Below are 13,260 nucleotides of genomic sequence, written 5' to 3'. Positions count from 1 at the left end.
TGCTTTCACCTGATTATTCGGAATGTTAAAATTTTTTAAAAGGAGGTAGATGCGTGATGTATCATTTGAACGAGAACCTGAAGAGAAGTGCCCACAACTTCCCTGATCGTCCTGCCTACGTTTTTCAAGGTGAAAGTACGACGTATGCGGAGTTGGATCAGCAGGTAGAGTTTTTGGCAGCTAGTCTAGCAAAACGAGGGATTGGAAAAGGGGATGCGGTGGCGCTTCTCGTGGACAACCGCCCGCATTTTGTGAGCGCTTACTATGCGATCCTGAGGGTTGGAGCTGCCGTTGTCCCGATGAATCCCATCTACACTCCTAGAGAGATCGGTTATATTTTGTCCAACAGTAAAGCCAAGGCCGTGATCGCTTTATCTGCACTGGAGCCTGTTTTGTCCGAGTTGAAGGATCAGCTGAGTGACCTCGAGCTGTTGATCTACACGGAAGTAGCTGGGGATGCGCTTACAGTCGACCAGCTCATCCAAGAGCAAGAAACCGAGTATGATGAGCCAGAACGGGACGAAAACGACCTGGCCGTCATCTTGTACACGTCTGGTACCACCGGGCAACCAAAAGGAGCTATGCTTTCGCATAAAAACATGGATTCCAACGCTGAGGCGATGGGGACATTGTTTGAGCTGGAGCCTGATGACCGGATGGTCGCGGTCTTGCCGATGTTTCATGTATTCTGCATGACTGTCTGCTTGAATGGTCCCATCCGCTCCGGTGCTACCATCTTGATCGTCCAGAGGTTCCATCCGGTTGAAGTCGTCAATGTCTTACGCGACCAGAAAGCTTCTTGCTTTGCTGGAGTTCCGACGATGTACAACTACATGCTACAGCTACCTACAGCTACACGAGCCGATTTTGCGACGATCCGTGTATGTTGTTCAGGGGGGGCATCGATGCCCGTTGAATTGCTGCACAAGTTTGAGGAGAAATATGGCGTGAAGATCATGGAGGGTTACGGTCTGTCAGAGGCTGCTCCCGCCACAGCATTTAACCCCATTCGGGGTACGAGAAAACCAGGTTCTGTAGGGATTGATTTGCCAGGAGTGATCAACAAGGTAATCGATCCTGAAGGAAATGAAGTGCCTCGCGGGGAAGTCGGGGAACTAGTCGTCTTTGGACCGAATGTGATGCTCGGTTATCTCGGCTTGCCAGAAGAGACAAATGCTGCTTTGCGAAATGGCTGGCTGCACACCGGTGATCTGGCAAGAATGGACGAGGAAGGCTACGTCTATATCGTCGACAGGAAGAAGGATATGATTCTCGTAGACGGATACAATGTCTATCCGCGTGAGGTCGAGGAAGTACTCTATCAACATCCAGCGATCATCGAAGCAGCTGTGATCGGCATCCCAGACGAAGTGCACGGGGAAGCAGTCAAAGCGTTTGTCGCCCTGAAGGAAATCGCAGTGTCCCAAGAAGACATCGTGGCGTTTTGCACCGACAAACTCGCCAAGTATAAGATTCCTCGTCAGGTAGAGTTTGTGGCCGAACTTCCGAAAAACAGCACAGGCAAAATCCTGCGTCGTTCCTTGAGAAACTGATCGTAAAAACAAAGGGGATCTCATGCCACAAAAAATGAACCAGCTGCAAACGAAAGTTTGAGCTGGTTTTGTTGTCTTTTAGTTTTTTTCCTGATCACGCTGACTTTGTAAGTTTATGTAGAAGGCTCGTTTTTCAAGAGTAAAGCTTCTTACAGCCTCGAGCTGCCGCATCTGTAAATCCAATTGCTCGAGATGATCATCCAATATTTCGATTCGTTTACTCAGCGTCTCGTCTATTTGTGTCTCCGGGTAATCATCTGCTATCAGACAGCCTTCTTGTACGAATGAAGCAATGTCATCCAGCTTCATTCCGGTCTGCTTTAAGCCGTGGATAAACCGGATGAAACGCAAATCTTGATCATTGTACCGGCGCACACCGTGTTTCCGACCTTCTTGACGTTCGGGATTAGGCAATACACCGATTTTTTCATAATATCGCAGGGTGTAGGGGGAAATCCCCGAGAGTCTCGCGATTTCACTAATGGAGTACATAGGATTCAATCTCTCCCTTACGCAATCACGAATGGATGAGGACAATTTTACCTGCTGCTTTAGAGGTCTCTAGGAGTTCATGAGCCCGTGCAACTTCGTGAAAAGGGATACGATGTGAGATGAAAGGCTGAAGCTCCCCATATAGCAGCAACGAAAACAAATGCTTCACATCCTCGAAAAACCACTCCGGTCGTTCCTGCTTTAATGTCGTGATACTGTAGACGTGGACGGGATTTCCCTGTTCCGTTGTCTTCGCTTCGGTCAACGCTTTCCAACGAGCTGCCCAATCATTTTCCTCACCTTGTTCAAAAACAGAAGTATACCCATAACCGATGAAAGTGCCCTGTTTGTTTAAAGTTCGCATCGAACGATCCCAGTTCCTGCCTCCGATGGGATCAAATACGGCGTCCATGCCCTCTGGTGCTAGTTCTGAAAGGACTTCTACAAAATCCTCCGAATGGTAGTCGATAGCAACGGCTCCATAGCTGTCGACGATCGGATGCTTGTGGGCAGAGGCTGTCCCGAACATCTTCAGCTTGGCCAGCTTCCCCAGCTCCAAGAGGGCAGTTCCTACACCACCACTTGCGCCGTGAATCAGGACGCGGTCCCCTTCAGAAACATGGGCAAATCGATGAAGCATTTGATAAGCAGTCACATAATTCAACAAAATGGTCAGCGCAGTAGCTGGTTCTAACGATTCGGGAACGGGGATGACTTCAGCGACCGGTGAATATATGTGGGACGCATAACCACCAACCCCGTTAAAAAAGACAGCGACTCGATCTCCCACAGCATATTGTGTGACATTTTCTCCTTTTTCTTCGATGATTCCAATTGCATCATATCCAGGTGTAAAGGGTGGTTGTGGAGAGAGGGGGTAGAGACCTTCCCTGCGCATGAGATCTGCGAGGGCCACCCCTGAGCACTCCACTTTTATCCGAGCTTCGTCTTTTCCAGGTGTGCGCAAAGGTTCTTCTGTGACCTTGAGAACCTCCGTTCCTCCATATCGGGTTACAATTACTCGAGTACTTACCATTATGCATTCCCCTTTTCCAATGTGGAAGTTGGTTGTATTGTATGAGTTAGAGTAAACTCGAAGTCAAGGGGGAAATGCGATGCAAGATATGAAGGTCGAGCAGTTTCACCAGCTGATGGAGCAAAAGCAATCATTCGCCCTGTTCGTATATACGCCGATGTGCGGAACTTGTAAATTGGCAGAAAGAATGCTGACAATTACCTATGAAGCTTTGCCGAATGTGGCTGCCTACGAAATCAATATCAATACGGCTCCAAATCTTGCTCAGCAGTGGGAGATCAGCAGTGTGCCCGCGCTGCTATTGTTTCGCGATGGAGTATTGAACGAACGACATTTTGCCATGCAGTCGGTCGGTTTTCTATATGAGCGGTTAAAAGATCTGAACTAGACATACACCCATTTCCTTCGTGCGGAATAAAAAGAAAGAGAGACATCATGCGAAGGAGGAGGCGGCGTATGCAGATTCATGTAGTGGAAAGAGGACAAACGCTGTCTGGCATCGCCGAAACATACGGAACGACACCGGCAGAAATCACGAGAGCAAATGAGCTTCCTGATCCAGCCAATCTCGTCATCGGACAGGCGCTCGTCATTCCAATCGAGGGAAGCTATTATTGGGTAAGACAGGGCGATACATTATACACGATCGGTCAGCGTTATCACATCAGTGCGGCTGAATTGGCACGGGTGAATGGCATTTCGCAGTATCGACCCTTGCAGATTGGACAAAGGCTGTACATCCCGCCGCGCCCCAGACGTGCGGCCGATTTCAATGCCTATGCAGAACCAAGACGACAAGTGTCTCAAGCGTTGGAAGCAGATGTGCGCACAGCAGCGCCTCATCTGACGTATTTGGCACCATTCAGTTTTCGGATCAAGCGGGATGGAACATTGGCCCGGCCGCCACTCGATGATTTCCAAGCGATTGCTCGAGACAACCAGGTCGTCATGATGTTGGTCGTGACGAATCTGGAAGGTGGCCAGTTCAGTACAGAGCTAGGCGGTCTGGTTTTAAATGATATGGACCTCCAGAACAAATTACTCGATACGATTATTACGACGGCTCAAGAGCTCGGGATGGGTGACATCCACTTCGATATGGAAGCACTGCCAGCAACGGATCGTGAAGCGTACATCCGTTTTCTGAGAAGGGCAAAGCAACGGACGCAGGCAGCAGGAATGATGATGTCCGTAGCACTTGCTCCTAAGACAAGTGCGGAGCAACGAGGCAGGTGGTACTCTGCACATGATTACGGGGCGATCGGAGCAATCGCTGATTTCGTCGTGATCATGACGTATGAGTGGGGATACAGTGGTGGTCCGCCCATGGCAGTCTCACCAATCGGGCCGGTTCGCCGAGTCTTGCAATACGCCATAACCGAGATGCCTGCTGAAAAAATCTTGATGGGACAAAATTTGTATGGATACGATTGGACACTTCCGTACGAACGGGGCACGACTGCGAGAGCCCTTAGTCCTCAGGCAGCGATTGCTTTGGCAGCGGAACATAACGTCAACATCCAATACGATTACCGTGCGCAGGCCCCCTTCTTTGAGTACACAGACGATCAAGAAAAGCGTCATCAAGTCTGGTTTGAGGACGCACGTTCCATCCAGGCCAAGTTTGACCTCGTCAAGCAGCTAGGACTGCGTGGAGTGAGCTATTGGAAGCTCGGTCTGCCGTTCCCGCAAAACTGGTTGCTAATCGAAGGGAACTTCCGCGTTCGAAAACGTAGATGAATGTCCGGCGTGCAATCCAAGAGGTTGTGCGCCTTTTTGCATGGTCATTAACGCGAGTTTTCTAATCTGTTAGAATCATGGTATGATGGCAAAAAGTACTCTCGAGCGTATCGCTCCGAGATGTAGGAGGGGGAAGAAGATGGGAGAGTGTAAACTGGACCACACTGTAGAGGACGTGCAAAAAAAGCTGGCTGAACAAGCGTCTTTTTTGCCGCAAAAACGGGTGGAACAGCTGCAGGCATTGCTTGAAACGGAGCTGTCTCAAGAAAGGCTGAACGAACTGTTCCACCTATTGAAAAAATACGATTTGGCGACACCTGAAAAACGGGCACAACGAGAAGAAAAAATGGCGCTTCTCTTGGGGTAATTCAGTCATTCATGAATCAAGCGAAGAAGTCTTTAGTCGAGTTGCTTGCGACCGCTAAATCCATCATGAAGTCCGTGGTAGTGAGTAATGGAGGACTCGCCCTCTCTCCAGCATAGGAGAACTTCTTCGCCATTGATCAACGCCGGGAAATCAAACAGTCCGATATCGATATCCTTGACCTGAATCCCTTTAGTGATCAATTGGGTGATGTGCATTTGGGCTTCCATCTCCATGAATTCCAGGCGGCATTCAACGGCAAACAGTTCTTTGTCGTGGACAGGCTGTTGTTTTTTTATCTGTTCACGCTGCTGGTATAGCTTATAAAAAGAGCGTTTCGCCTCTTGTAAAAAGGAAAGCTCTTCACGTACATACGGCAATAACTCATTTGCTTCTTCTCGTGTAAAATACTTTTTAGACAAGAGTACCACCTCCTAATCCTATTATACTAGTAACCCCATGCGGGAGAAAATGGCTGAAGCATATCCGATGTGGTTTTTGCTTCGTGCGGCAAGGAGTCGAAATGAAAGATCGATTGTATTATCAGGATGCGTATACGCAACAATTCTCAGCGGAAGTGACGAAGCGAGGGACGGAAGGGGACGGTACTCCCTTTGTCGTGTTGAGCCAGACCGCCTTTTATCCAACGGGTGGGGGCCAACCATCCGACCAAGGGCTTCTAGGCGAAGTCCGCGTAATCGACGTGGAAGAAGTGGACGGTGAGATTCACCAAGTAAAAGGCAGAATTGATTGGGAACGTCGATTTGATCATATGCAACAACACGCGGGACAGCACATTTTGTCCGCGTCGTTCTTGGAAGTAGCCGATGCAGAGACAGTTGCCTTTCATTTAGGAAAAGAACGGGTCACCATTGATGTGAGATTGGATGAGCTGACAGCGGAGGTTTGGGAAGCCGTCGAACAGCGCGCTAACCAGATCGTCCTCGAGAACCGTCCCATCTCCGCTCGGTTCGTGGATGACGAAGAGCTGGCCACATTGCCTTTAAAAAAGCAGCCAACCGTGACGGAAAATATCCGAGTGGTGATCATTCCTGAATTCGATTACAATCCATGCGGCGGTACTCATCCGGCACGTACAGGTGAAGTCGGGATGATCAAAATATTGGGCTGGGAGCGTCACAGAGGGAATATTCGTTTGGAATTCATTTGTGGCTGGCGAGCCATGCGTGATTACACAAAAAAACAATCCATGGTGCGCGAAATGTCCAAGCTTTTGATGACCAGTGATGCTGAATTGGTCTCTCAAACCGAGCGATTAGTAGCTGAACGTGATTCCCTCAAGCAAAGCCTGGTGGAGAAGGAGCGACTCCTCTTAGAAGGTGAGGTTCGCCAGCAGCTTACACTAGCTAGTCAGGTAGGAAATGCGCGTATCTTGCAACTAACCTTCACCGACCGGACCATTCAACAGCTTCAGCAGTTCGCCCATCAGGCGGTCGCACAAGCTCCTGATGTCGTCTGCCTGTTGGCAGCAACCGGAGATAAATTACAGCTTGTATTTGCACGTGGACCGGAAGTCGATGTAGCTGTCAATCTATTGATGAAGGACACACTCCCCTTGATCGAAGGCAAAGGCGGTGGAAATCCAGCAATGGCACAAGGCGGCGGACAACCGAGTATGCCTGCAGAAGAAGTGCTGGCTCATGCTCGCAAGCAGCTAGAAGCATCCTTATCATAAATAGAAAGGTAAGGAACAGTTGATCGATGAATGTAGGCAAAGCAAAAGGAGGAAATGAGTAAAGATGTGGAACCCAGGAGATATCGTACGCGTGACGCAAAAAACAGGAGAGTACATTACAGAAGTCTTGGAAAACCACGATACCAAGCTACTCGTCAAGGTATTGGCTGTCACCAAATTTCCTACCCAAGGAGACTTGCATACTTCCTTTGAAGTAGACGTACCGCTTTTTCACCAACGTCCTGCCTTGTCCTATCAGGAAAAATTCATGACCTTTAGCAATTCTGCTACCCGGTATAACGGGACCATTCCGGACTACAAGGAATCCGTGCGAGTAGCCATGGAACGCGAGATGGAAAAAATGAGAAAAATGTCACACTGGGCGCAACGCTGTCTCGTGGAACTGGAAGCCTTGCACAAGGAAGCCTTTACAAATACAAAATAGAGTGATAGTGTAGAACTCGAACAAACGACAATTGGATAAGATGACTACCAAGCGGGAGCCGAGCGTCGTCGGCTGAGATTGTAACGAGAGTGTTACTGACCGTTGAACCTGATCTGGGTCATGCCAGCGGAGGAAGAGGTATAACGAAACGTTATGAACCAAACCATCCACGGCGGATGGTTTTTTTAGACTATCTGCGTGATGAATTGGGAAACGGCTTCTTCTGTTTTGACTGGATGAATTCCAGCAGCGGGAGGAGTCGTTTTTTTGATGGATGGGAGGAATACGATGGTTGTTGTGCTTAACGGAAAAAAGGTAGAGCTGGCAGAAGAGATTCAGACGATTCGTAGCCTGCTTGCTTCGTATCAATTACAGGAGAAGATCGTCGTAGTCGAGCAAAACGGGGATATCATTGACCGTTCTCGTTATGAGGAAGCTCCGATTGCAGATGGAGATCGTATTGAAATCGTTCACTTTGTTGGAGGAGGATGATCATGATGGATACATGGAAAATTGGACCTTATGAATTTCGTTCCCGCTTGCTGCTCGGTACTGGTAAATTCGCAGATTTAGATACACAAGGCAAAGCAGTAGATGTTTCTGAGGCTGAAATTCTGACGTTCGCCATACGTCGATTGAATTTGGAAAATCCACAGGAGCCGAACTTTTTGGAACAGCTCGATTTGAAAAAATATACACTGCTGCCAAATACAGCAGGAGCCTACACAGCTGAGGAAGCCGTACGCATCGCACGTTTGGCTAAAGCATCTGGTCTGTGTGACATGATCAAGGTCGAAGTCATCGGCGATCCAAAAACACTTTTGCCAGATCCGATTGGTACGTTGGAAGCCTCCAAAATCTTGGTGGAAGAAGGTTTTATCGTGTTGACGTACACCAATGATGATCCAATTCTTGCCCGTCGTTTGCAAGAAGTAGGTGTACATGCGGTGATGCCAGGCGCTTCTCCTATCGGTTCTGGCCAAGGAATCGTAAACGAGAACAACCTGCGCTTTATTCTCGAAGAAGCCAAAGTACCAATCATTGTCGATGCGGGAATCGGGGCTCCAGCCGATTGTGCGAAAGCGATGGAATTGGGAGCGGATGGTGTGCTCTTGAATACAGCGGTTGCGTTGGCAGACAATCCCGTCCTCATGGCAGAAGCGATGAAATTAGGTGTAGAAGCAGGGCGCAAAGGCTTCCTTGCAGGACGTATCGCGAAAAAGCGCTACGCCTCCGCGAGTAGTCCTATTGAAGGGATGATTGAGTAACGTGAAAAGGCTCACGGCAGCAGTCGAGGCAATTGCCAACCGAAAAGACGAATTGTTTGACTTGCTGGGCAAACTGGTGTCACATCCTACGGTGAGTCCACCCGCTCGTAACAGTGAGCATGCACAGAGCTTGATTGCTCAGGAATTACTGGAAATGGGCTTTGATGTAGATCGCTGGCCCGTTTTTCCTGGCGACGATAATGTTGTCGGGACATTGCTTGGTACCGCTTCCGACAAGGCAAGCAGTTTACTTATCAACGGACATATCGACGTCGCAGAAGTCGGGGATGACGCGGGTTGGACGTATCCCCCCTTCTCTTTGACGAATGGGAAAGACGGTCGATTGTATGGACGCGGCGTAGCCGATATGAAAGGTGGATTGGCTGCCAGCTTATTTGCGATCAAGATGCTTCGTGAGCACGGCGTTGAGCTGAAAGGGGACCTCCTGTTCCAGTCGGTGATCGGTGAAGAAGCTGGAGAAGCGGGGACCCTAGTGGCCATCGAACGAGGTTATCGAGCAGACTACGCGGTTGTCGTCGATACGAGCGATTTGCACCTGCAAGGACAAGGAGGAGTCATCACAGGCTGGATAACGATCGAGAGCCCCACGACCTTGCACGATGGGATGCGGGCTAGAACTATTCACGCAGGTGGGCGAGTCCATGGTGCCTCCGCTATCGAAAAAATGATGAAGATCCTCGCAGCGCTGCAGGAACTGGAGCGTCACTGGGCGGTCATGAAATCGTATCCAGGTTTTCCTCCGGGGAGCAATACGATCAATCCAGCCGTTATCGAAGGCGGGCGACTTGCTGCATTTATCGCAGATCAATGCGCGCTTTGGATCACAGTTCACTTTTATCCGAATGAATCGTACGAGGACATCATTCGTGAGATCGAGGATCATGTCTCAAAAGCTGCGGCAGCTGATGTGTGGTTACGTGAGAATCCCCCGTCCTTTCGTTGGGGAGGCCGCTCCATGATTGAAGAGCGCGGTGAAATTTTTCCGTCTCTCGAACTGGACAGGCATCATCGAGGTCTTGCCTCATTGCAAACTGCCTATGGAGCTCAAATGAAACAAGCACCTGTTATTGATATGTCGCCTACCGTGACAGATGCAGGGTGGTTCGCACACGCTGGAATCCCTGCTGTCTTGTTTGGGCCAGGCGAGCTCGCGCATGCACACACGGTGGATGAATCGATCGATCCGGAGCAGCTGGTTCAATTTGCCCAAGTGATGGCACGGTTTATCGCAGACTGGTGCAATACAGAAAAGGAACCAAAGGAGTGAGTCATCATGTCTACGTTTACAGATCGTCTGTGGAAAAGCGTAGCCCCCATCTGGGAAAAAACGCATCAGCATCCATTTGTTATGGGGCTAGGTGATGGTAGCTTGCCCGTAGAATCGTTCAAATTTTATATGAAGCAGGACTACGTGTATCTGATTGATTACGCCAAGATTTTTGAAATTGCAAGTACCAAGGCGTATGACTTAGAGACGAGTGCCAAATTTGCAGGCTTGCAAGAATCGACTCTGAACGGAGAAATGGCCTTGCATCGCCAGTACGCAGAACAATTTGGCATTTCTCGAGCAGACTTGGAGGCAACTGAGCCTTCCTTTGTCATGATTGCTTATACCAGCTACATGCTGAAGGTCGCTCACCAGGGCTCCCTGGCAGAACTGGTCAGCGCCGTTCTTCCTTGCATGTGGGGCTACTGGGAAATCGGCAAACAGCTGGCTCAAGTCGAAGGGGCACTAGATCACGAGCTTTACGGGGAATGGGTAAGTACGTACAGCTCTGAAGAATTCGGTGAACTGGCAGCTTGGTTGATCGACGTGATGAACCAACTGGCAGATGGGAAAAACGAACAAGAGCTTGCGAGACTGGAAGAGCATTTCTTGACCACATCCAAGATGGAATACTTGTTCTGGGATATGGCCTACAGAAAGGAAATGTGGCCGTGCTAGACAAACTGGCCTTTGCTGGTGTCCGATTTTCCTATGGGGATCAGCCCATTCTCCACGATTTTGACCTCCGCGTAGGAAAAGGCGAGTTCATCAGTCTGATCGGCCCTAGCGGAATTGGCAAGAGCACACTGTTTCAGCTGGTGGCAGGTCTTTTACAGCCGCAGGCAGGAAGCATTACGATCAATGGAACGCTGATGGAGAATCGCTTGGGGATGGTAGGATATATGCCTCAGCGGGATGCCTTGCTCCCATGGCGTACTGTCGTGGAAAATGCGGCGCTTCCATTAGAAATCAAGGGTGTTTCTAAAAAAGAAGCACAGGAGAGAGTGCGAGGGGAGCTTCCCCGTTATGGTTTGTCTGAATGGGCAGACGCTTACCCTACAGAGCTCTCCGGCGGCATGCGGCAGCGCGTCTCCTTTTTGCGAGCTCTGCTCTCTGGAACAGACATCATGCTTCTGGATGAACCGTTCAGCTCTCTCGATGGAATCACGCGAATGGAGATGCAGGAATGGCTCATGGAAATGTGGCAAGAGACCGGAAGCACGATGCTGATGATTACGCATGACATCGATGAAGCTATCTTGCTCGCTGATCGCGTCATTGTCTTGACGGGTAAGCCGATTGAGAAGCCTGTCGAGCTACAGGTGAACATGGAGCGTCCACGTACGACTGGTTACCGAAATAGAGCGGAATTCCTCTCCTTACGCGAAGAAATCTGGGAGCTGTTGCGACAAAATGTAGGGAAGCAGTCGATCGGGAGGGAAGTATGATGGGTCAATGGCCAAGAAGTGTCTGGTTCGGCATCTCCATTGCGCTCTTCTTGATCGTGTGGGAAGCAGGCTGCCGGCTGCTGCACGTACCACCGTTTATCCTGCCGCCACCGAGTGCGGTCGTCGTGTCTCTATGGGATCTGCGCGCAACTCTGTTTGGACTCCATCTGTGGGTGACGCTAAAGGAAGTGTTGCTCGGACTTAGCGTTTCGATCTTGTTCGGGATTCTGCTTGCCTTTGCGATGAATATGAGCCGAGTTGTCGAGCGCTTGGTCTATCCGTATATCGTGATTTCCCAGACCATTCCGATCATCGCGCTGTCCCCTGTCTTTATCTTGTGGTTCGGGTACGACCTTTCCGGAAAAATTGCGATTACGATTCTTTTTACCTTTTTCCCGATCGTCGTAAATACCTACGATGGATTGCACTCAACCGATAAAGAAATGCTGCAGCTGCTCAAAACCATGGGTGCTAACCGTGTGCAGATCTTTACCAAGCTACAGTTGCCGTCCAGTTTGCCGCATTTTTTCAGCGGATTAAAAGTAGCTGCGACTTACAGTGTGGCGGGGGCGACAATCGGGGAGTGGCTCGGAGCGAGTGAGGGACTTGGCTATTTCGGTCGTCGTGCATCAGGGAATTTTCAGGCACCGGCTCTCTTTGCCTCGGTCTTTCTACTATCTGTACTAGGCATGCTCTTGTTCTGGTTGGTCGGGAGACTCGAGAAGCATTTCACCCCGCATAAAAGACCAAGAAGAAAAACATCGAAGTGAAAGTAGGGGGATCTTACCCATGAAACCAATGCAAAAATGGAGCAAAACCGTGGCGGCGCTACTATTGACAGCAGGACTTGCCGCTTGCGGGAACCAATCGGGAGCGGAACCGACAGCACCAGATACGAATCAAGCGAATGCACCTACAGAATTGACAGTGGCTCTGGACTGGTATCCAAACGCCGTTCACTCCTTTTTGTACGCTGCAGAGGAGCAAGGCTACTTTCAAGCGGAAAATCTGAAGGTTAACCTGCAAATGCCTTCGGACAGTAACGATCCGTTGAAAATGGTAGCAGCAGGAAAAGTAGACTTGGCGATCAGCTATCAAACGCAGGTCGTACAAGCTCGTTCCGAAGGGATTCCTGTTGTATCGGTAGGGGCTTTGGTTCGCCATCCGCTCAACGTCATCATGACCAGACAGGATAGTGGCATTGATACACCACAAAAGCTTGCAGGCAAAAACGTAGGATACCCATCTGTGCCGTTGGATGAGTCTATCGTTCGAAATGTAGTTAAACATGCGGGCGGAGATGACTCAGGCATTTCTTTTACCGACATCGGCTTTGACATCGTTCCTGCTCTGACAGGCAAAAAGGTCGATGCGGTCGTAGGTGGTTACAAAAACCACGAGCAGTTGATTCTTGAGAAAAACGGTATTCCTGTCAACGTATTTGCAGCTACTGATTTTGGAGTACCGGATTACTACGAGTTGGTCATGACGACAAGTGACGATACGTTGGGTAAAAAACAGCAGGCCATCGAAGCATTCATGCGCGCAGCTACGAAAGGTCAGCAATACGTGAAAGACAATAAAGATAAAGCGCTGGAGTTGCTGTTGAGCAAACAGGCGAACGAATTCCCGCTGGAAAAAGACATCGAGACAAAGAGTCTGGACATCTTGATTCCACTGATGGACGCAGGGGATAAACCGTTTGGCAGCCAAACGACTGAATCCTGGCAGACGCTGATCGATTGGATGAAAAAAGAAAAGCTGATCACGCAGGATGTCAAAGCGGATGAAGTCATGCGGGGTTTGGTGAAGTAACCAGTTAAATAATACGAAAAAAGCAACGGCAGTCTGGGACGTACCATCATGTCCTGGGCTGTCGTTTTTCTTTTCAAGAGTAGTCGCACATATCAACGTTCATACATGGTCATCA

The 13,260-nt window shown here is 49.5% G+C and carries 16 protein-coding genes and 1 riboswitch; of the genes, 13 read left to right on the top strand and 3 right to left on the bottom strand.

The window, feature by feature from the left end:
* Positions 1-56: 56 nt before the first annotated feature.
* Entirely contained in the window at positions 57-1,553 is a 1,497-nt protein-coding gene (locus tag AN963_RS09660) for a long-chain-fatty-acid--CoA ligase (protein ID WP_055744257.1), read from the top strand.
* 78 nt (positions 1,554-1,631) lie between these two features.
* Here AN963_RS09660 and AN963_RS09655 read toward each other — a convergent pair whose 3' ends face one another.
* The gene (locus AN963_RS09655; RefSeq protein WP_055744256.1) at positions 1,632-2,045 is read right to left on the bottom strand and encodes a MerR family transcriptional regulator; all 414 of its coding nucleotides are present in this window, start codon (positions 2,043-2,045) and stop codon (positions 1,632-1,634) included.
* 25 nt (positions 2,046-2,070) lie between these two features.
* Positions 2,071-3,081, bottom strand: coding sequence for a medium chain dehydrogenase/reductase family protein (locus AN963_RS09650; protein ID WP_055744255.1), 1,011 nt, complete (start codon positions 3,079-3,081; stop codon positions 2,071-2,073).
* Positions 3,082-3,160: 79 nt separating this feature from the next.
* Here AN963_RS09650 and AN963_RS09645 point away from each other — a divergent pair, with 79 nt between their 5' ends.
* From AN963_RS09645 to AN963_RS09635, 3 genes are all read left to right on the top strand, one after another.
* Entirely contained in the window at positions 3,161-3,469 is a 309-nt protein-coding gene (locus AN963_RS09645; protein ID WP_055744254.1) for a thioredoxin family protein, read from the top strand.
* A gap of 68 nt (positions 3,470-3,537) precedes the next feature.
* Positions 3,538-4,821: a LysM peptidoglycan-binding domain-containing protein gene (locus AN963_RS09640; RefSeq protein ID WP_055744253.1), complete on the top strand. Its 1,284-nt coding sequence runs from the start codon at positions 3,538-3,540 to the stop codon at positions 4,819-4,821.
* 139 nt (positions 4,822-4,960) lie between these two features.
* Entirely contained in the window at positions 4,961-5,188 is a 228-nt protein-coding gene (locus AN963_RS09635; RefSeq protein ID WP_055744252.1) for a hypothetical protein, read from the top strand.
* Positions 5,189-5,220: 32 nt separating this feature from the next.
* Here the strand turns inward: AN963_RS09635 and AN963_RS09630 are convergent, their stop codons facing one another.
* Positions 5,221-5,616: a DUF2203 domain-containing protein gene (locus AN963_RS09630; protein ID WP_330218824.1), complete on the bottom strand. Its 396-nt coding sequence runs from the start codon at positions 5,614-5,616 to the stop codon at positions 5,221-5,223.
* Positions 5,617-5,708: 92 nt separating this feature from the next.
* Between AN963_RS09630 and AN963_RS09625 the strand changes: the two genes are divergently transcribed.
* The 9 genes from AN963_RS09625 (at position 5,709) to AN963_RS09585 (ending at position 13,145) form a co-directional block, all read left to right on the top strand.
* Positions 5,709-6,881, top strand: coding sequence for an alanyl-tRNA editing protein (locus AN963_RS09625; RefSeq protein ID WP_055744250.1), 1,173 nt, complete (start codon positions 5,709-5,711; stop codon positions 6,879-6,881).
* A gap of 64 nt (positions 6,882-6,945) precedes the next feature.
* Positions 6,946-7,326 carry a sporulation phosphorelay system protein KapB gene (gene kapB, locus AN963_RS09620; protein ID WP_055744249.1) on the top strand — a complete coding sequence of 127 codons (381 nt, stop codon included), beginning with the start codon at positions 6,946-6,948 and terminating at the stop codon, positions 7,324-7,326.
* 41 nt (positions 7,327-7,367) lie between these two features.
* A riboswitch (TPP riboswitch) is annotated at positions 7,368-7,478 on the top strand.
* A 136-nt stretch (positions 7,479-7,614) separates the two neighbouring features.
* On the top strand, positions 7,615-7,818 hold the full coding sequence (gene thiS / locus AN963_RS09615) for a sulfur carrier protein ThiS (RefSeq protein ID WP_055744529.1): 204 nt from the start codon (positions 7,615-7,617) through the stop codon (positions 7,816-7,818).
* 2 nt (positions 7,819-7,820) lie between these two features.
* Positions 7,821-8,594: a thiazole synthase gene (locus AN963_RS09610; protein ID WP_055744248.1), complete on the top strand. Its 774-nt coding sequence runs from the start codon at positions 7,821-7,823 to the stop codon at positions 8,592-8,594.
* The gene (locus tag AN963_RS09605) at positions 8,587-9,882 is read left to right on the top strand and encodes an acetylornithine deacetylase (RefSeq protein ID WP_055744247.1); all 1,296 of its coding nucleotides are present in this window, start codon (positions 8,587-8,589) and stop codon (positions 9,880-9,882) included. Before AN963_RS09610 ends, AN963_RS09605 begins: the two co-directional genes overlap by 8 nt.
* 6 nt (positions 9,883-9,888) lie before the next feature.
* Positions 9,889-10,560, top strand: a complete 672-nt coding sequence (gene tenA / locus AN963_RS09600; RefSeq protein WP_055744246.1) for a thiaminase II — start codon at positions 9,889-9,891, stop codon at positions 10,558-10,560.
* Positions 10,554-11,330, top strand: a complete 777-nt coding sequence (locus AN963_RS09595; protein ID WP_055744245.1) for an ABC transporter ATP-binding protein — start codon at positions 10,554-10,556, stop codon at positions 11,328-11,330. The genes tenA and AN963_RS09595 overlap by 7 nt, the downstream gene beginning before the upstream one ends.
* Positions 11,327-12,100 (top strand): ABC transporter permease, encoded by a 774-nt coding sequence (locus tag AN963_RS09590; protein WP_407922532.1) that lies wholly within the window; start codon positions 11,327-11,329, stop codon positions 12,098-12,100. Before AN963_RS09595 ends, AN963_RS09590 begins: the two co-directional genes overlap by 4 nt.
* A gap of 19 nt (positions 12,101-12,119) precedes the next feature.
* The gene (locus AN963_RS09585) at positions 12,120-13,145 is read left to right on the top strand and encodes an ABC transporter substrate-binding protein (RefSeq protein WP_055744243.1); all 1,026 of its coding nucleotides are present in this window, start codon (positions 12,120-12,122) and stop codon (positions 13,143-13,145) included.
* The last annotated feature ends 115 nt before the right edge of the window (positions 13,146-13,260 follow it).

This window comes from Brevibacillus choshinensis (assembly GCF_001420695.1).
Classification (GTDB): Bacteria; Bacillota; Bacilli; order Brevibacillales; family Brevibacillaceae; genus Brevibacillus; species Brevibacillus choshinensis.
The sequence above is the reverse complement of the archived record's forward strand: the minus strand, read 5'-3'. Positions and strand labels throughout refer to the sequence as shown.

Coding starts and splice junctions, on each gene's coding strand:
- AN963_RS09625 (WP_055744250.1), top strand. CDS start 5,709: ATGAAAGATCGATTGTATTATCAGGATGCGTATACGCAACAATTCTCA.
- AN963_RS09610 (WP_055744248.1), top strand. CDS start 7,821: ATGATGGATACATGGAAAATTGGACCTTATGAATTTCGTTCCCGCTTG.
- AN963_RS09645 (WP_055744254.1), top strand. CDS start 3,161: ATGCAAGATATGAAGGTCGAGCAGTTTCACCAGCTGATGGAGCAAAAG.
- kapB (WP_055744249.1), top strand. CDS start 6,946: ATGTGGAACCCAGGAGATATCGTACGCGTGACGCAAAAAACAGGAGAG.
- AN963_RS09585 (WP_055744243.1), top strand. CDS start 12,120: ATGAAACCAATGCAAAAATGGAGCAAAACCGTGGCGGCGCTACTATTG.
- AN963_RS09635 (WP_055744252.1), top strand. CDS start 4,961: ATGGGAGAGTGTAAACTGGACCACACTGTAGAGGACGTGCAAAAAAAG.
- thiS (WP_055744529.1), top strand. CDS start 7,615: ATGGTTGTTGTGCTTAACGGAAAAAAGGTAGAGCTGGCAGAAGAGATT.
- AN963_RS09650 (WP_055744255.1), bottom strand. CDS start 3,081: ATGGTAAGTACTCGAGTAATTGTAACCCGATATGGAGGAACGGAGGTT.
- AN963_RS09590 (WP_407922532.1), top strand. CDS start 11,327: ATGATGGGTCAATGGCCAAGAAGTGTCTGGTTCGGCATCTCCATTGCG.
- tenA (WP_055744246.1), top strand. CDS start 9,889: ATGTCTACGTTTACAGATCGTCTGTGGAAAAGCGTAGCCCCCATCTGG.
- AN963_RS09640 (WP_055744253.1), top strand. CDS start 3,538: ATGCAGATTCATGTAGTGGAAAGAGGACAAACGCTGTCTGGCATCGCC.
- AN963_RS09655 (WP_055744256.1), bottom strand. CDS start 2,045: ATGTACTCCATTAGTGAAATCGCGAGACTCTCGGGGATTTCCCCCTAC.
- AN963_RS09660 (WP_055744257.1), top strand. CDS start 57: ATGTATCATTTGAACGAGAACCTGAAGAGAAGTGCCCACAACTTCCCT.